Annotated in this window: 21 protein-coding genes, 1 tRNA gene and 1 pseudogene; 9 read left to right on the forward strand and 14 right to left on the reverse strand. The window is 30.7% G+C overall.

Annotation, left to right across the window (positions count from 1 at the left end):
• The first annotated feature begins 5 nt into the window (after positions 1-5).
• A complete protein-coding gene (locus tag CSUB8523_RS07425; RefSeq protein ID WP_039664385.1) occupies positions 6-371 on the forward strand; it encodes a histidine triad nucleotide-binding protein in 366 nt (121 codons plus the stop codon).
• Positions 372-388: 17 nt separating this feature from the next.
• Here CSUB8523_RS07425 and pckA read toward each other — a convergent pair whose 3' ends face one another.
• Genes pckA through CSUB8523_RS07450 form a run of 5 tightly spaced genes read right to left on the reverse strand, consistent with a single transcriptional unit; the run spans position 389 to position 7859 of the window.
• Positions 389-1963: a phosphoenolpyruvate carboxykinase (ATP) gene (pckA, locus tag CSUB8523_RS07430; RefSeq protein WP_043020077.1), complete on the reverse strand. Its 1575-nt coding sequence runs from the start codon at positions 1961-1963 to the stop codon at positions 389-391.
• A gap of 9 nt (positions 1964-1972) precedes the next feature.
• Positions 1973-3757: a pyruvate carboxylase subunit B gene (locus tag CSUB8523_RS07435; RefSeq protein WP_043020078.1), complete on the reverse strand. Its 1785-nt coding sequence runs from the start codon at positions 3755-3757 to the stop codon at positions 1973-1975.
• A 58-nt stretch (positions 3758-3815) separates the two neighbouring features.
• Complete coding sequence (locus CSUB8523_RS07440) at positions 3816-5150, reverse strand: sodium-dependent transporter (RefSeq protein ID WP_039664388.1); 1335 nt, start codon at positions 5148-5150, stop codon at positions 3816-3818.
• A 9-nt stretch (positions 5151-5159) separates the two neighbouring features.
• Positions 5160-6497: a sodium-dependent transporter gene (locus CSUB8523_RS07445; RefSeq protein ID WP_039664389.1), complete on the reverse strand. Its 1338-nt coding sequence runs from the start codon at positions 6495-6497 to the stop codon at positions 5160-5162.
• Positions 6498-6506: 9 nt separating this feature from the next.
• Positions 6507-7859 (reverse strand): sodium-dependent transporter, encoded by a 1353-nt coding sequence (locus tag CSUB8523_RS07450; RefSeq protein WP_043020079.1) that lies wholly within the window; start codon positions 7857-7859, stop codon positions 6507-6509.
• A 199-nt stretch (positions 7860-8058) separates the two neighbouring features.
• Here CSUB8523_RS07450 and CSUB8523_RS07455 point away from each other — a divergent pair, with 199 nt between their 5' ends.
• From CSUB8523_RS07455 to CSUB8523_RS10780, 6 genes and pseudogenes are all read left to right on the forward strand, one after another.
• Positions 8059-8382 (forward strand): F0F1 ATP synthase subunit C, encoded by a 324-nt coding sequence (locus tag CSUB8523_RS07455; protein ID WP_012661906.1) that lies wholly within the window; start codon positions 8059-8061, stop codon positions 8380-8382.
• A 27-nt stretch (positions 8383-8409) separates the two neighbouring features.
• A tRNA-Leu gene (locus tag CSUB8523_RS07460) sits at positions 8410-8495 on the forward strand.
• Positions 8496-8515: 20 nt separating this feature from the next.
• Positions 8516-8950, forward strand: coding sequence for a hypothetical protein (locus tag CSUB8523_RS07465; RefSeq protein ID WP_043020080.1), 435 nt, complete (start codon positions 8516-8518; stop codon positions 8948-8950).
• 161 nt (positions 8951-9111) lie between these two features.
• A complete protein-coding gene (locus CSUB8523_RS10770; RefSeq protein WP_158336975.1) occupies positions 9112-9270 on the forward strand; it encodes a PAS domain-containing protein in 159 nt (52 codons plus the stop codon).
• A 165-nt stretch (positions 9271-9435) separates the two neighbouring features.
• On the forward strand, positions 9436-9645 hold the full coding sequence (locus CSUB8523_RS10775) for a PAS domain S-box protein (protein ID WP_148308435.1): 210 nt from the start codon (positions 9436-9438) through the stop codon (positions 9643-9645).
• 362 nt (positions 9646-10007) lie between these two features.
• Positions 10008-10124 (forward strand): annotated as a pseudogene (locus tag CSUB8523_RS10780) (methyl-accepting chemotaxis protein); the annotation flags it as partial.
• Between the two features lie 192 nt (positions 10125-10316).
• Here CSUB8523_RS10780 and CSUB8523_RS07475 read toward each other — a convergent pair.
• The 9 genes from CSUB8523_RS07475 to CSUB8523_RS07515 form a co-directional block, all read right to left on the reverse strand.
• Positions 10317-11480 carry a dihydroorotase, subgroup IIa gene (locus tag CSUB8523_RS07475; protein WP_043020081.1) on the reverse strand — a complete coding sequence of 388 codons (1164 nt, stop codon included), beginning with the start codon at positions 11478-11480 and terminating at the stop codon, positions 10317-10319.
• Positions 11477-12379 (reverse strand): NAD(P)H-dependent glycerol-3-phosphate dehydrogenase, encoded by a 903-nt coding sequence (locus CSUB8523_RS07480; protein WP_043020082.1) that lies wholly within the window; start codon positions 12377-12379, stop codon positions 11477-11479. Before CSUB8523_RS07480 ends, CSUB8523_RS07475 begins: the two co-directional genes overlap by 4 nt.
• Positions 12380-12381: 2 nt before the next feature.
• The gene (gatB, locus tag CSUB8523_RS07485; protein WP_043020083.1) at positions 12382-13800 is read right to left on the reverse strand and encodes an Asp-tRNA(Asn)/Glu-tRNA(Gln) amidotransferase subunit GatB; all 1419 of its coding nucleotides are present in this window, start codon (positions 13798-13800) and stop codon (positions 12382-12384) included.
• 123 nt (positions 13801-13923) lie between these two features.
• Positions 13924-14604, reverse strand: coding sequence for a F0F1 ATP synthase subunit A (locus tag CSUB8523_RS07490; RefSeq protein WP_043020084.1), 681 nt, complete (start codon positions 14602-14604; stop codon positions 13924-13926).
• Between the two features lie 62 nt (positions 14605-14666).
• Entirely contained in the window at positions 14667-16175 is a 1509-nt protein-coding gene (locus CSUB8523_RS07495) for a phytoene desaturase family protein (RefSeq protein WP_052243690.1), read from the reverse strand.
• Entirely contained in the window at positions 16166-17506 is a 1341-nt protein-coding gene (radA, locus tag CSUB8523_RS07500; RefSeq protein WP_043020085.1) for a DNA repair protein RadA, read from the reverse strand. Before radA ends, CSUB8523_RS07495 begins: the two co-directional genes overlap by 10 nt.
• Before the next feature lie 41 nt (positions 17507-17547).
• On the reverse strand, positions 17548-19341 hold the full coding sequence (locus tag CSUB8523_RS07505; protein WP_470262280.1) for a motility associated factor glycosyltransferase family protein: 1794 nt from the start codon (positions 19339-19341) through the stop codon (positions 17548-17550).
• A gap of 87 nt (positions 19342-19428) precedes the next feature.
• The gene (gene ftsY, locus CSUB8523_RS07510) at positions 19429-20295 is read right to left on the reverse strand and encodes a signal recognition particle-docking protein FtsY (protein ID WP_043020086.1); all 867 of its coding nucleotides are present in this window, start codon (positions 20293-20295) and stop codon (positions 19429-19431) included.
• Positions 20295-20840 (reverse strand): TlpA family protein disulfide reductase, encoded by a 546-nt coding sequence (locus tag CSUB8523_RS07515; protein WP_043020087.1) that lies wholly within the window; start codon positions 20838-20840, stop codon positions 20295-20297. The genes ftsY and CSUB8523_RS07515 overlap by 1 nt, the downstream gene beginning before the upstream one ends.
• A gap of 67 nt (positions 20841-20907) precedes the next feature.
• On the opposite strand from CSUB8523_RS07515, the gene CSUB8523_RS07520 reads away from it, so the two are divergent.
• Positions 20908-21537 (forward strand): 5-formyltetrahydrofolate cyclo-ligase, encoded by a 630-nt coding sequence (locus tag CSUB8523_RS07520; RefSeq protein ID WP_043020088.1) that lies wholly within the window; start codon positions 20908-20910, stop codon positions 21535-21537.
• Positions 21461-23014, forward strand: a complete 1554-nt coding sequence (gene rny / locus CSUB8523_RS07525; protein ID WP_043020089.1) for a ribonuclease Y — start codon at positions 21461-21463, stop codon at positions 23012-23014. The genes CSUB8523_RS07520 and rny overlap by 77 nt, the downstream gene beginning before the upstream one ends.
• The last annotated feature ends 8 nt before the right edge of the window (positions 23015-23022 follow it).

A 23022-nucleotide genomic window follows, 5' to 3' on the forward strand; every position in this document is an offset into this window, starting at 1 on the left:
ATTAAATGAGAGAAAAAACCGTATTTGAACTAATCGTAGAGGGAAAAATCCCTGCTAATAAAGTTTTAGAAAGCGAAAAATTTTTAGCCTTTCATGATATTAATCCTAAAGCACCTATTCATATTTTAATCATTCCAAAAGAGTATTTTGAAAACTTTCAAGCATTAAGACCTGAATTAATGAGCGAAATGACACAATTTATTCAAGAATTAGCCACTCTTTTGGGGCTAGATAAAAGCGGATATAGATTAATCACAAATTGTGGAAAAAATAGTGGACAAGAAGTCTTTCATTTACATTTTCATATGCTAGGTGGATTTGAGCTTCCAAAAAATAAAGAAACTCAAATCAACCCTGAATCACTATTCTAAAAAGAACTTAACTCTTTTTAGATCATAGGGCCAGCTAGTTTAAACTCTGCTCCTTCTTTGACATCTTCATAGCGTTTGAAATTTTCTACAAACATTTTTGCAAGCTTTAGTTTTGTCTCTTCATAAGCTTTTTTATCCTCCCAAGTATTAACAGGATTAAGTAGCTTACTCTCTACGCCCGCTAATTCTTTTGGAACTGCAAGATTAAATAAATCATAATTTTCAAATTCACATTGTTGAATACTACCATCTAAAATCGCATTAATGCAAGCTCTTGTTGCTTTAATGCTCATTCTCTTACCTACACCATAAACTCCACCGCTCCAACCGGTATTTACTAAATAAACATTAACATTATACTTGCTGATTTTTTCACCTAAAAGTTTTGCATAAACAGTTGGGTGTAATGGCAAAAATACCTCGCCAAAACAAGCTGAAAAAGTCGCAACTGGTTCAGTGATGCCTCTTTCAGTTCCTGCAACTTTAGCAGTATAACCGCTTAAGAAATAATACATCGCTTGTTCTTTGCTTAATTTACTAACTGGAGGTAAAACACCAAAAGCATCCGCTGAAAGAAAAATGATATTATTTGGATGTCCTGCACTAAGGCTTGGTTCATGATTTAAAATGTGTTCTATCGGATAAGAAACTCTAGTATTTTCAGTCTTTGATCTATCATTAAAATCAACACTTAAATCATCTCTTAAAACTACATTTTCCAAAAGTGCATTTTGTTTGATTGCTCCATAAATTTCTGGCTCACTTTGAGGATCAAGGTTAATGCATTTTGCATAACAACCTCCTTCAAAATTAAATACACCCTCATCATCCCAACCATGCTCATCATCTCCGATTAGCTTTCTTTTTGGATCGGTTGAAAGTGTAGTTTTACCTGTACCACTAAGTCCAAAGAAAAGTACTACATCGCCTTTTTCCCCAACATTAGCACTACAATGCATAGGAAGCTTGTTTTCTAGTGGTAACCAGTAATTCATCATAGAAAAAATTCCTTTTTTCATTTCTCCACCATACCAAGTTCCACCAATTACTGCGATATTTTTTTCTATATTAAATATAACAAAAACCTCTGAATTTAAACCATCTTTTTCATAGTCTTCATTCACGCATTTGCATGCATTATATACTACAAAATCAGGTTCAAATTCTGCAAGTTCTTCTTCTTTTGGACGAATAAACATATTTTTTACAAAATGCGCTTGCCAAGCAATCTGTGTTACAAAACGCACAGCTTTACGGCTTTTCAAAGAAGCACCGCAAAATGCATCTTGAATATAAATATCACTGTTGCTAAGTTGTTTTTTTGCTTTTGCTAAAAGCTTTTCAAATAACTCTTCGCTAATAGGTTGATTAATCTTACCCCAAGCAATATACTTTTGTGAAGGATCTTGCTTTACAAAATATTTATCCTTAGGACTTCTTCCGGTAAAAATTCCAGTATCCACACTAAAGGTACCATTTTTAGTACAAACACCTTCTTGGTTGTTTTTTTCATGCTTTAAAAGCTCATCGTAGCTGATGTTATGAAAAATTTGCCCGACATTTTCTAAACCTAATTTTTCTAAACCTTTCATTTTGCCTCCTTATTTATAAGTCATCAAAGCTTGACCTTCGCTCACACTTTCACCTGCATTTACTAAAATTTCTGCGATCTCCCCATCTTTTCCTGCAGTGATTTCAATTTCCATCTTCATTGCTTCAAGGACTGCTACTACTTGACCAGCTTTAACAGTATCATTTTCTTTTGCTAGTATTTTAAAAACATTTGCATTCATACTCGCAACGATCGCATTAGCATTGTCATTTACTTGTGTTTTTTTCACTTCTGTCTTATCTGTATTTACTTTTACAGCACTTTTAACATTTACATCTCTATCAAAACCTGGACTTACCTCAACGTGATATTTGTTGCCATTAACAGAAACAGTGAATTGATTTTCATTAATAACACTTGGTTTTAGTTTGCTATTTTTTCTAGCATTTACTTTCGCCTCACCTTTTAAGAAAGCAATCCCCTTTTCTTTGCAAGCTGCAACAATAAAAATATTTTCCTCGCTTGTTTCTAAATTTTCTTTTTCTAAAATATTTTTAATATATGCTATGCTTTTACTCTCATCAGCATCAGCGATATCTGTAGCCAATTTTGTTGTAGGCTCTAATTTTAACTGCTCGCTTGCAAGTTTAATCACTTCAGCATCTGGAGCAACAGGAGTTTTACCAAAATAACCCAAAACCATTTTTCCATATCCTTCTGCGATTTTCTTCCAAGGACCAAATATAACATTATTAAAAGCTTGCTGAAAATAAAACTGCGACACAGGAGTAACCGAAGTACCGTATCCACCTTTTTCCACTACTTCTTGCATTGCCTTGATCACTTGCGGGAATTTATCTAAGATATTATTATCTCTCATCATTTGAGTATTGGCAGTTAATGCTCCACCTGGCATAGGAGAAAAAGGTATTAAAGGATTAACTGCTGTTGCTTCTGGTGGTAAAAAATAATCTTTCAAGCAATCTTTTAACACATCTTCATATTTTAAAATTTTCTCCTCATCTAAACCAAGATCAAAATTACTACCTTTTAATGCATGCAGCATGGTTAAGATATCTGGCTGAGAAGTACCACCACTCACTGGTGCAGCTGCTAAATCTATCCCATCAGCACCTGCTTCTAAGGCTGCTAAATAACATGCCACGCTTACCCCTGCTGTTTCGTGAGTATGTAATCTTATGTGTGTATTTTCAGGCAAGTTTTTTCTAGCCATTTTTATAACTTCATAAATTTTATTTGGATTAGAGGTACCACTTGCATCTTTAAAACATATACTATCAAAAGGAATTTGAGCTTGTAAAATTTCTTTTAAGATTTTCTCATAAAAAGGCACATCATGTGCACCTTTACATTTAGGAGGAAGATCCATCAATGTGATAGTAATTTCATGCTTTAAACCATGTTTAACTATACATTCTCCGCTAAATTTTAGATTATTTACATCATTTAATGCGTCAAAATTTCTTATAGTAGTTGTGCCATGTTTTGCAAACATCTTTGCATGCAAGTCAATAATTTCCTTACTGCCTGTATCTAGTGCTACGGTATTTACACCTCTTGCAAGAGTTTGTAAATTTGCATCTTTTCCAACAATGGCTCTAAATTTATCCATCATTTCAAAAGCATTTTCATTTAAATAGAAAAATAAACTCTGAAATCTAGCTCCACCACCAAATTCAAAATGCGTAATTCCTGCTTCTTTGGCCGCTTCTAAAGCAGGAAAAAAGTCATTCATTAAAACTCTAGCGCCGTAAACAGATTGAAAACCATCTCTAAAAGTGGTATCCATCACATCGATTAATTTTTTAGCCATAACATTTCCTTTTTTTTACTCCATACAATTATAACTTTACTTTCTTAAAAAACAAAATTTATAAAATTTGGTTTAACATAATGATAATAATTGATAAAGGAGCAATAAATCTTAACAAGAAATACCACACTTCAAAAACCCTTCGACTCATAAATTTAGAAAATAAGTGATATATTTTTTCTTTATCCATAAAAAAGCCAACAAAGATAGCACTCGCAATCACGCCCAAAGGTAGCATAAAATTAGATGTTAACTTATCTAAAATATCAAAAAAGTTCAATCCAAAAAAGCTAAAACTAGCTCCATAGCTTGCACTAAAAGATAAAATACAACTCATTCCTAAAACAAAAACCACCAAACCTATAAAAATCAAGGCTTTCTTTCTTGAAATTTGATACTCATTTACAAGATAAAAAGTAAAAGGTTCTATCATGGAAACAGCCGAGGTAATTCCTGCAAAAAATAATGCCAAGAAAAAATAAAAAGCTAAAAAATGTCCCAAAACACTATCTAAATTGGAAAACAGTGTTGTTAGAGAAATAAAAACTAAGCCCGCACCTTCTGCTGGATTGGCATTAAATTTAAATATAAAAGTAAACACAATAAGCCCCATCATCAAGCCAATGAGAATATTTAAAAGCACAATCACCATTGAACTTGTGATCAAATTAGTATCATCTTTTAATGACGCCGCATAAGTTGTAATGCAACCTATGCCCAAACACAAGGTAAAAAATGCAAGTCCTAATGCTGTCAATACTGAATTTAAACTTAATTTACTAAAATCAGGATAAAACAAATACACAAATGCTTCTTTAAAACCATCTTGAAAAAAACAATACACTAGCATCAAAATAAGCATGATAAATAAACTTGGCATAATCCAAATATTTAATTTTTCTATGCCACTTTTTACCCCTCTTGAAACCACAAATAAAGTAAGAAAAAACGCAATAAGAAAATACACACTACTTTCTAAGATGCTACTTTGTATCAAATTACCAAACAAAGCACCCGCTTCTTGAGTATTACTAGGTAAATAATAAACTGAAGTGACCATATACTTTAAAACCCAACCCATGATCACTAAATAAAACGAAAGCACAAAAATTCCACCGAGCATAAAAAATCCCGCGAATTTCCACTTATGAGCGCATTTGGTTGCTAGGCTTTTATAGGCATTTACAGGATCACTTTGACTTAATCTTCCCATGGCAATTTCAGCCAAAAACACGCAAAATCCGACGCTAATTGTTAAAAGCAAATACAAAAGTACAAAAGCAAAACCACCATTTTGCCCTACTAGGGTTGGAAATTTCCAAGCATTTCCAAGTCCTATAGCTCCACCTGCTACGGCTAAAATAAAGCCGATTTTAGAAAATTTATCATTCATTTTAACGCCTTAGAATAAAAGCTGTCTAGCCATGATTAAAATCACTGCTAAAGGAGAAATATATCTTAAAAAGATATACCACACTTCAAAACACACACCACGCATAAAAGGCTGAAATAATTTTTGTAAAGCTTCTTTTTTAATCACAAATCCCACAAAAAATGCAGTAATCAATGCAGAAATTGGCATGAGTAAATTTTGTATGAAAAAGTCTAAAATATCAAAAAAACTTTTTCCAAAGAAATTTAAACTTGGTGCACTTACATGATAAAAAGAAAGTATAGACAAACTTCCAAGAAAATACACTATCATACCTACAAAAATCAAAGCTTTCTTTCTTGAAATTTGATAACGGTTTATTAGATAAAAAGTGAAAGGCTCTATCATAGAAATAGCCGAGGTGATTCCTGCAAAAAATAACGCAATAAAAAAGGCTATGGCTAAAATATTTCCTAAAAATCCTAACTTTGCAAAAAGCGTAGTTAGTGATACAAAAATAAGCCCTGGTCCTTGTTGGGTGGGATCAGCGCCAAATTCAAAAATAAAGGTAAACACAATAAGTCCCATCATCAAACCAATGATAGTATTAATAATGATAATATTTAAAGCACTGCTTATAAAATTTGTTTTATCGGGCAAACTTGCTGCATAAGTTAAAATCACACATACACCCAAAGACATACTAAAAAATGCAAGTCCTAGTGCATCTAATATAGAATTAACACTTAATTTTGAAAAATCAGGCACAAACAAAAACTCACTTGCCTTAGAAAAACCATCCATGCTAAAAGAATACCCAAGCATTAAAATAAGTAGTATAAATAAACTTGGCATCATCCAAACATTAAGTTTTTCTATACCACTTTTAACACCTTTTGATACTACATAAAAAATCACTATAAATACAAAAGTAAAACATACAAATTGAGATAAAACATCATTGGAAAGTAAATTTCCAAAAATAGCGCCACTTTCTTCTATGCTTTTTGGTAAAGGAAAAAATCCAAAATAAGCATATTTTGCTATCCAACCTATCACCACACTATAAAAAGACACTAGAATAATAGCACCAAGCATAAAAAATCCCGCATAAGACCATGCTTTTTTATGCTTTGGCGCTAAAGTATAATAAGCATTTACAGGATCTTTTTCGCTAAGTTTTCCTATACTAAGTTCGGCTAAAAATATCACAAAAGCCACACCTAAAGTTAAAAGCAAATACACCACCACAAAAGCTGATCCACCATTATTACCCACTAAAGTTGGAAATTTCCAAGCATTTCCAAGCCCAACAGCTGAACCTGCCACTGCTAATACAAAACCTATTTTAGAAAATTTTTCATTCATCTTTTAACCTTAAAAAAATAATTGTTTTACCATGATTAAAATCACAGCTAAAGGTGAAATATATCTTACAAAAAAATACCAACATTCAAAATATTTACCCCTCATATAAGGATAAAATAAAGTTTGTAAAGCTTCTTTTTTAAGCACAAAACCTACAAAAATTGCACCAAATAACCCGCCCAAAGGCATCATTAAATTTGAAGCAATAAAATCTAATATATCAAAAAAGCTTTTTCCAAAAAACTCTAAAGAATCTTTACTCCACTCAATTCCTGATAAAATACACAAACTTCCCAAAAAATATACAATGAATGCTATAAAAATTAAAGCTTTTTTGCGAGTAAAATTATAAGAATTGATTAAGTAAAAAGTTAAAGGTTCTATCATAGAAACTGCTGAAGTAATCCCTGCAAAAAATAAAGCTATAAAAAAGGCTATAGCCAAAATATTTCCCAAAGGTAAAAAACCAACTGGATCAATATTTGAAAATAAACTCATTAAAGATACAAAAATCAAACCTGGACCTTCCTGAGCTGGATCTCCATTAAATTCAAATATGAAAGTAAATACAATAAGCCCCATCATAATACCAATAATAATATTAATAATAATAATATTAATAGTACTTGTAATAAAATTTGTTTTATCGGATAAACTTGCTGAATAAGTTATAATTGAACCCACTCCAATCGATAAAGAAAAACAAGCAAGTCCTAAAGCACTCAAAAACGCCCCTGTCCCAAGCTTAGAAAAGTCCGGAGAAAACAAAAACTCACTTGCCTTAGAAAAACCATCCATGCTAAAAGAATACCCAAGCATTAAAATAAGTAGTATAAATAAACTTGGCATCATCCAAACATTAAGTTTTTCTATACCACTTTTAACACCTTTTGATACTACATAAAAAATCACTATAAATACAAAAGTAAAACATACAAATTGAGATAAAACATCATTGGAAAGTAAATTTCCAAAAATAGCGCCACTTTCTTCTATGCTTTTTGGTAAAGGAAAAAATCCAAAATAAGCATACTTCACAATCCATCCTATAATCACACTATAAAAAGAAACAATCAAAATAGCACCTATTAAAGAAAAACCAACTATAGACCAAGCTCTTTTATGTTTTGGTGCTAAAGTATAATAAGCATTTACAGGATCTTTTTCGCTAAGTTTTCCTATACTAAGTTCTGCTAAAAATATCACAAAACCTACACCCAAAGTCAAAAGTAAATACAAAAGTACAAAGGCTGAGCCTCCATTTTGCCCTACTAAAGTTGGAAATTTCCAAGCATTTCCAAGCCCAACAGCTGAACCTGCCACTGCTAATACAAAACCTATTTTAGAAAATTTATCATTCATAAAAATAACCTTAAATTTTATAAACACATGAAAAATATTTAATGTAGCTAAAAAAAACTTTAATTTATTTTAAAATACGCTTATTAATTTAAATTTCAATAATTTTAAAGCTACATTAATATATAATTTCATTTTTATAAATCACGAGTAGGGATACGCAAGCCGAAAGGATTTAAATTTTTGTAATCAAGGAAATACTATGAAAAAAATCGTATTTTTAATGCTAGCTTTAAGTGGTTTTGCATTCGCAGCTGAAGGTTCTATGAATCAATGGTTAGCTTCTTTTTCAATTTTAGCAGCAGGTTTAGGACTTGGTGTTGCAGCTTTAGGTGGTGCTATTGGTATGGGTAATACTGCAGCAGCAACTATAGCAGGTACTGCTAGAAACCCTGGTCTTGGTGGTAAATTAATGACTACTATGTTTATTGCTTTAGCGATGATTGAAGCTCAAGTTATTTATGCACTTGTTATTGCTCTTATTGCTCTTTATGCTAATCCATTCCAAGCATTAGTAGCAGCTTAATTAAAAAGCCCTTTTACAGGGCTTTATGCGGTTATGGTGGAACTGGTAGACACGCCATCTTGAGGGGGTGGTGCGCTCAGCGTGTGCGAGTTCAAATCTCGCTAACCGCACCATTTTAAGGAATTTTAAAAATATGGTTTTTTATCTCTTAATTAGTGCAATAGCTTTTTTAATTCTTTTTTTTACTATTAAAAAATATACTTTAAAATTAGATGAGCAAGTCTTACTTGAACCCATTAAAAATGATATCTATCCTGAATTTTGTGATCTTATCAATGAAGAAATAAGAAATATCAAAAATAGTCTTTTACAAAACACTTTTATGCTTCAAAATGAAAATCAGAAAGATGAATTTTTAGAAAATTTAAGCGATATGAGTAGAAAACTTAATCATATTCAAACCATGAATTTAAGTAAAAAAAATAGTGCTTTATGGGAAGAGGTTCTTTTTGATTTTTTAAAAGAGTTTGAAAAACTTAACAAGCAATACCTAAATGATGGTGAAAAAATCAATGATTCAATAAGAACTTCTTTACAAGAAAAATTTTCTAATTTAACAAAAAACTAATATAAACAAATTATTTATTTTAAAAAAACACTATATAATTCCAAACTATTTTATAAAGGGGTTTTATATTTATCAACAAGAAAAAAATTAATGAACAAATTACTCTATTAGAGTAATCCAACCAAGCTTTTCAAAATATACTTAATGCTATAAGCAAAACTATGACAATGATAGAATTTCAAATAGATGGACCCCTCATTAGTGCTAATGAAAATTTTCTAAAAACTATGAATTACTCTCTAGATGAAATCAAAGGAAAATATCACAGCATGTTTTGCTTACCTGAAGTTGTAAAATCTCAACGCTATACTGATTTTTAGAAAGATTTAAAAAGCGGTGAATCAAGAAATGGTCTTTTTAGACGTATTGCAACAGGTGGAAAAGGCATCTATCTTGAAGCTAATTATCTTCCTATTTTAGATCAAAAAAACAAAATACACAATGTTATTAAATTTGCCAATAACATTACTTAAAGACGCTATGAAATGCTTGATTTAAAAAATACCATAGATACAGCTAATCATTCTATGGCGATTATTGAATTTAATCCTTATGGAGAAATTCTAAATGCCAATGAAAACTTCACTCAAACAATGGGTTATTCACTAAGTGAAATCAAAGGAAAACACCATAGTATGTTTTGTGAGGAAAAGTTTAGAAACTCAAAAGAATATACATTTTTTGGGAAGAATTAAGAAGTGGTAAATTTCAATCAGGAAAATTCATACGCTTTGGTAAAAATAACAAGCTAATCCACCTAGAAGCAAGTTATAATCCTATCAAAAACGATGATGGGGAAATCTATAAAGTCATCAAATTTGCAACAGATATTACCGAGCAGGTTGCAAGAGATGAGGAAAAATTAAAACTTATCAAAGAATTAGCTGAGTAAAATGATAATTTAACTCAAAAAGGTGATAGTGTTATAGAAAATACAGTTCAAAATATTCAAAATATTGCTGAAATGATGAATAATAGTAGTAATTTGGCTTCATCATTAAATGAACAATCAGAAGAAATCAAATATCATTCAAGCCATTAGCAATATAGCAATTAAACCAATCTTTTAGCACTAAATACTGCCATAAAAGCAGCACGTGCTGAAGAACATGGACGTGAATTTGCTGTTGTTGCCGATGAAGTTAGAAATCTAGCTGAAAAAACTGGGTATTCAGCAAATGAAATTATTATACAATTAATTCTATCAGAAATGTAACCGCTGAAGTAGTACAAAGCATTAAAGATGGATTAAGCGGAGTAAATCAAAGCGTAGATTTAGCTAAAGAAGCTAGAGAATGTATGGAAAAATTAGAAATAGCTCTGCTCAAGTAGCCCAAGCTATGCAAAATAAATAAAAGTTTTTAGCTTAAACGCTAAAAACTTTTCCACCGATAAAATTTTTTTCTACTCTACCTTGCAAAATATCATTTTGATACAAACCTTCGCCCTTAAAGGAAACACTTTCATCAAATACAACCAAATCTGCATCATATCCTACTGCTATCTTACCTTTATTTAAACCTAAAAATTGTGCTTGATGATAGCTTGCTAGATCACAAAGCTCTTTCCATGATAAAATATTTGTCCTTACCAAATAACTATAACACAAACTCATATACACAGCTATAGCGTCCACTCCAAAATCTGCTTCATCAAACGCCAAATCTTTTTTAGTTCTAGGAGTATGCAATGAAGTTAAAAAGGTAATTTTTCCATCTTGAAGCATTTTTATAAGACATGAAAGTTCATTTTTCGATCTTAAAGGCGGTAAAATTTTTGCTTGGGTATTAAAACACTCGCATGCGTTTTCATCTTTAGCTAAATGATGAATGGAAATTTCACTTTGATGATCTTTCAAAAGCTCAAAAGATTTCACAACGCCTAATGCACTAAAACAAGCATTATTTTGATAAAAATCTACCAATTCTTTCATTTTTGCAACTTCGCTTGTTTCGGCTATATCACTAATCCCTATTAATCCAAGCTCAAAACTCATTTGGCTATCATTCATTACACCATGATCATCAAAATTTTCGTCAAAGCATTTTAAAAAAACCGGCACTTCTTTCATATGCGCATACTGCATGCTTTGTTTTAAAAAATTTACTCCTAATATACTTGAAACCTCCAAAACTTTTGCGCCCATATCAACCAAGGTAGCAATATTTTTCATTTTAGCTTCTTTATCCAACACATTAACACTAGGTAAGATATTTACATCGAGTGATTGTAATTTGTCAAAATAAAGTGCATATCCTTGAAGATTTGCTTCCATACTATCTTTTAAAACAATAGTCCCAACTCCGCCTTTTAAACATGCTTTTTCTAATTCGTATAGTTTTGCAATACTAAATTCATTATCAAGCAAGGCAACATTTAAATCAATCAAAGAAGGCAAAAGTGTTTTACCTTCAGCATCGATCATTTGCTCATCGCCATTCAAATTTTGTTCAATTTGAGTGATTTTGCCATTTTCTATTTTAAGATCCAATTCTTGTTCGCCGTATATTTTTGCATTTTTGATAATCATTGTGCTTCCTCCTTAGATACCATTAGGTCTTTTAAAGACTCCCAAGCATTTTTACCTTCTAGCATTAAAACCACCTCATTGACAATTGGAGTATAAATTTGATGTTGCTTAGCTAAAGAATGAATTGCATAAGCAGTTTGCACTCCTTCGGCTACCTCGCCAAGTTCCATTAAAATATCTTTTATATTTTTACCACTAGCCAAACTCAAACCTACTCTATAATTTCTTGATAGATTGCTTGAAGCTGTTAAAAACAAATCCCCAGCCCCGCTAAGTCCTAAAAAAGTTTCTTCTTTAGCACTAAAAAACTGCCCAAAGCGGTACATTTCTATTAAACCTCTTGAGACTAAAGAGGCTCTTGCATTATTTCCTAAATTTAAGCCATCACAAACCCCGCTTGCAATTGCTAAAACATTCTTATATGCACCACAAATTTCAGCACCTTTAACATCAAAACTTGTGTAGGTTTTAATATAATTTGGAAAAAAACTTGCAAATTGATTACAAAGTTCTTGATTTTTGCCACTAATAACCAAAGCACAAGGTTTTTTTTCTAGCACTTCACTTGCAAAAGAAGGTCCACTTAAAAAACAAAGCCTATCGCTACTTACGAACTCACCAAAAACCTCATCCATAAATTTTAAACTTTTACAATCAATACCCTTAGAAGCTACAAGAATTTTTTGATTTAAATCTTTAAAATTATTTGCAAGCCATTCATGTATTCCTTGAGCGTATAAGGCAAAAACTAAATATTCATATTCTAAAGCTTCTTTAGTGCCAACAAAATAAGAAAGATCCTTTTTATGAAAAGAAGTTATCACGCATTCATTTTTAACACTCAATGCATCATATAAAGCGCTTCCCCATTTTCCTGCACCAACAACTGCTATTTTCATATTTAACCAAGTTTTGCTTTTAAAATTTCATTTACCTTAGCAGGATTGAACGCACCCTTGCCTGCTTTCATTGCCTGACCAACAAAGAAACCAAAAAGCTTATCTTTACCACTTTTATATTCAGCTACTTTATCTTCATTGTTTGCTAAAATTTCATCGATAATCTTTTCAATAGCACCATCATCACTTACCTGTTTTAAACCAAGTTTTTCAATAGCATCATCAATTCCAACTTCTGTATTATCAAACACATGAGCTAAAATATCCTTACCTGCTTTAGCACTAATGACACTTTCTTCTATACGCTTGATCAAAACAGCTAGTTTTTCTTGTTTTATAGGTGAGTTTTCTATAGTCAACTCGCCTTTTAAAAGTCCCATTAACTCGGTCGTAAGCCAAGTAACACAAAGTTTTGGGTTTAATTTTTGATCAATTAAATACTCAAAATACCTACAAAGCTCTAATGAAGAAACAATCACTTCACTATCGCTTTCTTTAATACCTAACTCACCAACAAATCTAGTTTTTTTCTCATCAGGAAGTTCAGGTATATCTTGACTTATCATTTCATCATCTAAAATCACAGGTAAAAGATCAGGATCAGGAAAATATCTATACTCAGCAGAATCTTCTTTGCCTCTCATGCTTCTAGTAACTAAATTAACCGTATCAAATAATCTTGTTTCTTGCACAACTTCTTGATCGTATTTTCCATCTTCCCAAGCTTCACTTTGACGTTTTACTTCATACTCAATCGCCTTTTGGATAAAACGGAATGAATTTAAATTTTTAATCTCCACTCTAGTATAAAATTTATCATCACCCTTTGGGCGAATACTTACATTAGCATCACATCTAAAACTACCTTCTTGCATATTTGCATCTGAAATATCTAAAAATCTTATAATAGAATGCAATTTCTTCAAATAAACCACTGCTTCATCAGAGCTTCTAAGTTCAGGTTCACTAACAATTTCAAGCAAAGGCGTACCTGCTCTATTTAAATCTACTTTTGAAAAATTACTCTCATGTATATTTTTTCCTGCATCTTCTTCTAAATGCGCTCTTGTGATACCTATGCGTTTATTTTCTCCATTTACATTGATAAACAATTCACCATTTTCCACTATAGGAATATCAAATTGCGAAATTTGATAAGCTTTTGGCAAATCAGGATAAAAATAATTTTTTCTATTAAAAATACTTTTTTTATTTATAGTTGCATTAACTGCTTTTCCAAATGCTATAGCTTTTTTCACTGCTTCTTGATTTAATACAGGTAAAGCACCTGGTAAAGCTAAACATGTTGGGCATACATTAGTATTTGATTTTTCTCCAAAAGAAGTCGCACATGAGCAAAAGATTTTTGTTTTTGTATTTAATTGCGCATGAACTTCAAGTCCTATAACAACTTCAAACATTAAATTTTCCTTAGAATTTTTTGTTTATTCTAGCGTTTTTTATTTCAAAAAGAGTTTAAAAAAGAATAAAAGAAGAATATTAAAAAAAGAAAAAGCAAAAAATTATTTTTTGCTTTTTAAAAATTAATGATGTTCATCAACTACAGTTGCACCTGCTAAATAAACATAAGTTAAAATCATAAAAATAAAAGATTGCAAAAATGCCATAAAAGTTAAAAGCATATAAGCAGGCAATGGCGCAACCCAAGGTACAAGAGCCAAAATAACTGCTAAGAATAAATCATCCCCCTTGATATTGCCAAATAAACGGAAAGATAAAGAAATAACTCTTGAAAAATGAGAAACCACTTCTATAGGAAACATTAAAGGTGCTAGAATTTTCACAGGTCCCATAAAATGTGCAAAATATTTAAAAAATCCTTGAGTTTTGATACCTTCAAAATGATAATATGCAAATACTATAATAGCCAAAGAAGCACTAAAATTTAAACTAGCACTAGGAGATTCAAAACCAGGGATGATTCCTATAATATTACTAAAAAATACCATAAAACCTATAGTTGCAACCAAAGGCAAGTATTTTCTAGCAGCTTCATCACTACCCATAGTATCTCTACCCATACTTAAAATACCTTCCATGTAAGCTTCAGCTAAATTCTGACTACCTCTTGGGACAATTTGCATAGATCTTGTAGCAAGTTTTGCTAAAATCAAAGAAATCACAACCACTATACCCAAATGAAAAAAGTATGCAAAAGTGTGACTAGAATCTATAAAAGAACTAAATAAAAATAAATCTTTCATTAAAAATCCTTAGCAGAATAAATATTTCAAAGCTAATATTATAAAAAAAAATTGCTTATATTTTAATGAAAATTCATTTTATTCGCACAAAAATATCCACCCAAAATCGCACCCGTAAAACCACCTCCAGGAAAAATAAAGGAATTTGCAAAATACAAATTTTCTATACTTTTACTTTTATAATGCAGTCTATTTTTAGCACCTTCTTGATCTTGAGAAAATCCATAAATTGCGCCCTCGTAAGCTTTAGTATATCTTTGTATAGTTTTTGGCGTGGCTAATTCTTGATGGATTAAGTGTGAACTTAAATTTGGAAAAATCTCATCAAGTCTTTGCACTATAGCTTTTAATACTTCTTTTTTTTTAGCTTTATAATCTTGCTTATTTAAGTCCCACTCGCTATAATTTGAACTAAAAGCTACAACACCTATGTATTTATCGCTAGCTAAGCCACTATCAACCTTAGAATAATTCACAAAAGCCATAGGTCTTTGTTTAATATCTAGTTTTAAAATATTAGTATTTTCATATGAACTATTTAAAAAATCATCTTCGAATATAAAATTACAATAATCCATATTTTCATAAATTTTAGAAATATCTTTATCATAAATAAAATAAGCACTTACCAAAGAACAAGCACGCTTTTTAGATTCTATTGCTTTGATTTCTAGGGTTAAATTCAAATCTTTAAGCAAATCTTTATATACAATTAAAGGATCGCAATTTGCGATGATATTTTGTGCATAGATGGTGTGTTTTTGATTATTTTGAATGTATTCTACTCCATAAGCTTTTTGATCTTTTATAAGTATTTTAACAACTTCAGCCTTAGCTAAAACCTGCCCTTGATTTTCTTTAACAACTTCAGCCAAAGCATCACTTAAAGCTTGTGAGCCACCTTTGATATACACCCCGCCATCATAATAATGCTTTTGAGCAATACCATGAAAACTAAAAATAAATTCTTTACTATCATGATGATAATAACTCATATTTGCATTTAAAATCTTTTTTAGCTTATCATTTTTAATATAAGCATTCAAAACATCATAAACTTTTTTATTAAACAATCTATTTTTAATAAATATCCAAGCAGTGTCAAAAGGAAACAACAATAACTCGCTTAATTTTAAATCCCAAGGAAATCTTCGGATAGCATAAGCTTGCGTTTTTATAGCTTTAAAATATTTATCAATACCTTTGCATTCTTGTGGAAATTCTTTTTTCAAAATCTCTTTTACTTTTTCTATACCATGAGGTAAAGTTAGATTATAATTTTTACTTTTAATACTCCATGCACTTGGTAAAGGTAAAATTTGAATTTTATTCTTTATGCCAAGCTTATCAAAAACCAAATGCTTCATATCAGTTTTTGCCTCACCCCAATCCATCTCATGAAGCCCCACATCAATCAAAGCACCTTTTCTTTTAAAACAAGTAGCACATCCACCAATTAAAGAATGCTGTTCTAAAACTAAAACTCTTTTCCCATTTTTAGCTAAAAAAGCGCCTGCGCTTAATCCTCCAAGACCTGAACCTATAATAATTACATCAAATTTTACATCCATTCTAAAACCTCACGCAATTCTTTAGCTACAAAACATTTTAAGCCAAGTTCCTCCATAGGTTTTACAGGCACTATGGCATTTTTAAATTTTTGCATTTTAGCTTCTTTTAAACGCACATCAAGTGAAAATACCTCTTTGATCTCACCATTTAAACTAAGCTCACCCACAAAAACACTATCTTTACTTAAAGGACGATTTTTAAAACTTGAAATAATCGCCGCAACCACCGCTAAATCTGCTGCAGTTTCACTAATTTTTACCCCACCACTTATATTAATAAAAACATCATAATGACCCAAAGGAATTTCAAGCTTTCTCTCAAGTAAAGCTATTAACATATCTAAACGATTTTTTTCATAGCCTGTTGCGCTGCGTTTTGGATAAGCACTCTCACAAACCAAGGCTTGAATTTCTAGTATTAAGGCTCTGCTTCCCTCCATCACCACACTTAAAGCGCTACCACTTACTGCCTTACCACGCGTAAAAAATCTATTAGCTATATCTTTAGCACTAATTAAACCCTTGGAAGTCATTTCAAAAATACCAACTTCTGAAATATTTCCAAAGCGATTTTTAAAACCTCTTAAAATTCTTATTTCTTTATTAGCATCACCTTCGAAATAAAGCACCACATCTACCATATGCTCTAAAATTCTAGGTCCTGCTATAGCTCCATCTTTGGTAATATGCCCTATGATAAAAGTACTAATATTATTTGCTTTAGAATAACGCATTAATTCAAACGTAATCTCTCTCACCTGAGTGATACTACCCGCAGCTGAAGTGATTTTGTTAGAATATAAGGTTTGTATAGAATCAATAATCAAAATTTCATAGTCTTTTTTAGAAAGCTCACTCAAAATATCTTCCAAGCAAAGCTCAGTAAGTAAAAATAAATTTTCACAATTTGCGCTCAAGCGATCTGCGCGTAATTTAATTTGCGATTTACTCTCTTCACCACTTACATAAAGCACTTTTTTGCCACTTTTAGCTAGATTTGAAGCAATCTTTAGCAAAAGCGTAGATTTTCCAACTCCCGGGGAACCCCCTATCAACACCAAAGAGCCCACAACAAGCCCACCACCTAAAACTAAATCAAGCTCATTATCATCAGTACTAATACGTGTAAAATTTTCTGCTATAATATCATTTATACATACAGCAGAACTTGGAGTGTTTGAAAGTGAGTTTAATTCTTTTAAGACTTTAATTTGTTCTTGCTTTAACTCAACAAAACTATCCCAAGAGCCACATTCGGGACATTTTCCTAGCCATTTACTTTGTTGATTTCCACAAGCTTGACATTCAAATAAAATGTGTTTTTTAGCCATAAATATTACCTATATTTTTAAAAAGATTATATATTTTATTTTTAAATATTATCTAGTTGTCTTTTTCGAATCTCATCTTTTAGTGGATCTAAATGTTTATTTATCTCATCTTTTGCCATTTTTATATTTGCTATTAAAATTTCAAATAAAAATATATGATCTTTCATCCAAGCTATATTCTTACCAAACCATTCTTCATTAGTCCTTGGATTAATCACATAAATTCTTGCTAAATTAAATTCAAACTGCTGTAAAAAAGGTCTTATAAATTCATATAAAAAGGTTTTACAATACTCATCAAGCTTAGTTTTATAAAAATCTAAATTTTTCATACTTTGGATAATCAAACTCTTCTTATCTTCAAATACCTCCAAAGATTGAATTTTATTTTCTATTTGAATTAAATTTTTAAAATAAAACTCAAATTCTTTAATAAACCCATCGCAAAATTCTAAATTATCATTAACTACTTTATAGCTTTTTAATAATAATTCATTTTGAATATTTTCATCCAATGATAATGGTTTTTCAAAAGGCTTTGTTAGGTTTTCATCTAAAAATTCTTCGCAACACTCTTTAAATGGTTTCTCTATAGTGCCTTCTATCCTGGCTCCACCTTCTGTTGCATTATAAAATTTAAAACCTTTTTTATTGGCTATATAATTTTGTATAGCAAGTCTGAATGTATTCCACATATTATGAGTGTAAACCTCACCTTTTCCACCATAAGCTACACATAATTTTCTTTCTGTATTACTTTCATAACGCGCACCATAAATATAATCTTTAGGATGTGAACTACCATCTTCACCATAAGCTAAATCTTGACCTATAAAAATAATATTTTCATGATTAAAATCACACGCTAATTGTAAAGCATTATAAGCTACCGTTCCACCTGATGGAGATTTTCCAAAATCAAACAAATTAATTTCATTAAAAAAGATAGTAGGGTATGGAATTAGCAAAAAATTTCTATTAGTTTTTACTAAACATTCGATCGATAAGGGATGTACTAAAGACAACAAAACAAATACAATATCTTTATCTATATTTTCATAATTTTTTTCTATTAATTTTGAAGTTACTTCTGTTCTTTCACTCATTAAAACATAATCAGGCTTGATATTGTTTTTTGCCAAAATGGAATATGCACTGTCTACGCAAAAAATACTAAATTTATCTTGATATTGTTTTAGTAAAGGAAGCTGCTTGTTTAAAGATGGCCCAGTAGAAACTATAATGGCTGATTTAACTTTTTTATTTTGCTTAAGCCATAAATTTTTCAAGGGAGGATTTTTTATCATATTTGGTAAATTATAAATATATTGCACCAAACCTTGTAAAGAATCTTTAATATCATTACCTTGATGCAAAACAATAATTTTTAAAATTTCTGAAATTTTTTTGTTTAATTTAAGAATGTTATTTTCAAATTTTTCATAGTACTCATTATGTATGTGTATATCATATATTCTTAAAAAATTGTAAAAAGGTTTCATATAGAGTAAATACTCTAAATCTTGATTTGAAATTTCACTATTTAAAATAATTATTTTTCGCTCTTTTAATTCATTCGAAAAATCTAAAACACTAAACACACTATATAACAATTCTAAATCATCTTCAAAAACAACTATATGCTTTAAATTTGGATTATTTAGCAAGCATTTATACAAAACACCACTACCAAAGCCATAAAAATATAAAACAGGATATAGTAGATATTTATTTTGATATAAAATAATGGTTTCTTCTAAATATTTTTTTGGGTTTTTATATAAATATTCTCCATTTTGATTTATCCAATTTAGTTGATCTGCCCCCCCTATTATCTACCATCCAAACACTATTATGTTTTTGCTTTAATTTTTCTACTAAACAAGGATTATTTAATGCAGACAAATTTTTTAATAGCACGTTCATTTAAAAATAGGCTCCAATATAGCGTCCAAATAATCTTTAACGCTAAACTCGCACAAATCTTGCATTTTCTCCCCTACTCCTACATATAAAATAGGAAGCTCAAGCTCTCTTGCTATACTAAACAACGCTCCACCTTTAGCCGTTCCATCAAGCTTGGTAATCACCACTCCATCAAGTTTTACTAAATCATTAAAAGCTTTTGCCTGCAAAATTCCTGCTACACCTTGAGTGCCATCAAGCACAAGGATTTTTCTATGAGGAGCTCCTTGCATAGCTTTATCACTTATGCGGACAATTTTTTCAAGCTCATTAGCAAGATTTTTTTGATTTTGCAAGCGTCCTGCTGTATCTAAAATAACTCTATCATAGTTTTTTGCCAAAGCTTTAGAAATAGCATCATAAGCAACTGCCGAAGGATCGTGTCCTTGTGAAGTAGCTATGATATCTATATTTAATTTTTGTGCCCATAATTTTAGCTGCTCTATAGCTCCTGCTCTAAAAGTATCACAAGCTCCTAGTATAACTTTTTTGCCATTTTCTTTATGCAAATGCGCCATTTTAGCAATACTTGTAGTCTTACCCACTCCATTTACGCCTAAAATCAAATCCACAAAAGGTTTAGCATTAGCAAGTTCTGGTTTATCATAAATAAAATAAGTCCCCATGACACGCTCTAAATCAGCTTTTTTAACCTCATCATTTGGAGGAAGATAATAAATAATTTCTTCTACTATTTCATACGCCACATCAGCTTCTAAAAGCATTTCCTCAAGTAAATCTTTAGTAATGATTTTATTTGAAGCCTTAACTAAATGAATACTTTCTAAGGTTTTTTTTAAACCATTTTTTAGGAATCCAAACATCACATTATCGCTTTTTGTATATCTATATCTAACATTTCCTCAGGGATTATCCCTAAATACTCTTTAATCTTTTCACCTTTTGTATTAAACAACACCATTGTTGGGACAGAACTAATATTTAAAACTTTAGAAAAAGCAAAATTACTCTCTCCTATAGCTACTGAAAATTTCATTTTTTCATCTTCTATAAAAGTTAATATTTCTTGCTCTTTATTCTCTTCTAAAAAAAGCACTATTACTTCAAACCTATCTTGATATTTTTTATTTAAATTATTTAAATGTGGAATTTGAGCTTTACAAGGTGCGCACCAAGTCGTAAAAAAAACAAACAACTTAGCTTTAGCCGTATCATCAAAATTAAATGCTTGCTCATAGTATTTCACATACATTTTTCTTTCATCTAAAAATTTTAATGTAAAATCAGTATTTTCACTTTGAGTCAAACTTGCATTGTCTGTATTTTCAGTGCTAGATTTTTCTTTATCACTAGAGCATGAAGCAAAAAATACCACAATAAAAATTACTAAAAAAAATTTAATTTTCAAGTCTTATCCTTATGATTTTTTAAGCTTAAAAGTATAACATAAAAAGTTAAAAACTTTAAGGAAAGCCTTGATAAAAAACAATTTTAGAATAAAACAAAAATCCAAAATGCATTTAAAATTAAAATATCAATACAAAAGAGATTTTACTGTATTTTTAGAAGTAAAAAAAATTCTACAAAAGCATAAAACCTGCAAAAATATACTTCTTTACATCCCTTTAAAATATGAAATCAATCTTTATAAATTCAGGCATCTTTTAGCAAAAAAATATCAAATTTTCGTTCCATTTATGCAAGATAAAAGTTTAAAGGTAGTAAAATTAAGATTAGCTCTTGAAAAAAAGAGTTTTGGGGTATATGAACCAAAGGATTCTTTTTTGCAAACTCGCATTGATGTTGCGATTATCCCTGTTATAGGAGTAGATGCAAAATTAGGAAGAGTTGGTCATGGTCAGGGTTTTTACGATAGGTTTTTTAAAAGCATTTCTTATAAAAAACCTTTGGTTATTTTTACACAGATGATAGATGCAAAATCTGATCAATTTTTTAGCCAAGATCATGATATAAAAGGAAATTTTTATATAAACCCTTATAAAAAATATTTTAGGAAAGTTAAAAACAATGATAGAAATATTAGTCGCGTTAATAGCCGTTTTTATAGGCGGAGGGATTGGATATATAGTCGCCAAAAAGATTAATGATGCAAATTTCAATATCTTTTTAGAGCAAGCAAAAGCAAAAGCAAAAGCCATTGAATATGAAGCTGAGCTAACACTTAAAGATGCTAAAAATTCAGTTGCTGAGGCTGAATTTGCAGCAAAGAAAAAATTTGATGAAAAAATTCAAAAACTACAAAAAGAGCATTCTATTAAACTAGAAGAGCTTAACAAAAAAGAACAAAACCTTCATTATCAAGAAAAACTTCATGAAGAAAACAAAAACAAATTAGCAAAAGAACAACAAGCTATAAAAGCTTTACATGAAGAAAATGAAAATTTAAAACAAAGCTACGAAATAAAGTTAAATGATGTTTTAAAAATTCTTGAACATTCAGCTGGTCTCACACAAGAAGAGGCAAAAAGTATAGTCTTGCAAAAAGTAGAAGAAACCTCAAGAGCTGAAATTGCTCATATTGTCAGAAAATACGAAGAAGAAGCTAGAAATGAAGCCAAAAGAAAGGCTAATTTTATCTTAGCACAAGCTACTTCAAGATTTGCAGGAGAATTCGCTGCTGAAAGGTTGATCAATGTAGTAAATATCAAAAATGATGAGTTAAAAGGACGCATTATAGGTAAAGAAGGGAGAAATGTTAAAACCTTAGAAATGGTTTTGGGTGTTGATATTATCATCGATGACACACCAGGAGCGATCATTGTAAGTTGTTTTAATCTTTATAGACGCGCCATTGCTACAAAGGTGATTGAACTTTTAGTTGAAGACGGTAGAATACAACCTGCAAAAATAGAAGAAATTCATGAAAAAGTTTGCAAAGAATTTGAAGATAATATCTTAGAAGAAGGTCAAACTATAGTAATGGATTTAGGACTTAATAATATCCATCCTGAAATTGTTAAATTAATAGGAAAATTAAGATATAGAGCAAGTTATGGACAAAATGCTCTAGCACACTCTTTGGAAGTAGCGCATTTAGCTGGAATCATAGCAGCTGAGTGTGGTGGCGATGAAAAACTAGCAAGAAGAGCTGGAATTTTACACGATATAGGCAAAGCATTAACCCATGAATTTGAAGGCTCACATGTGGATTTAGGAGCTGAACTTTGTAAAAGATATAAAGAACACCCTGTGGTTATCAATGCTATTTATGCCCACCATGGACACGAAGAAGCAACTAGTATAGAATCAGCTGCAGTTTGCACAGCCGACACATTAAGTGCTGCACGTCCTGGCGCAAGACGTGAAGTGCTTGAAGCATTCTTAAAAAGAGTGAGTGAGCTTGAAGATATAGCAAAAAGCAAAGAAGGAGTTAAAAAAGCTTATGCAATTAATGCTGGTAGGGAGATTAGAGTTATTGTTAATGCAAAATTAGTCAATGATGATGAATCTGTGCTTTTAGCTAAAGAAATAGCTGAAGAAATTCAAGAAAAAGTTCAATACCCTGGTGAAATAAAAGTCAATGTTATCAGAGAGCTTAGAGCTATTGATTTTGCAAGGTAAGGTTTTTC

The sequence above is a fragment of the Campylobacter subantarcticus LMG 24377 genome, from assembly GCF_000816305.1.
Taxonomy (GTDB): domain Bacteria; phylum Campylobacterota; class Campylobacteria; order Campylobacterales; family Campylobacteraceae; genus Campylobacter_D; species Campylobacter_D subantarcticus.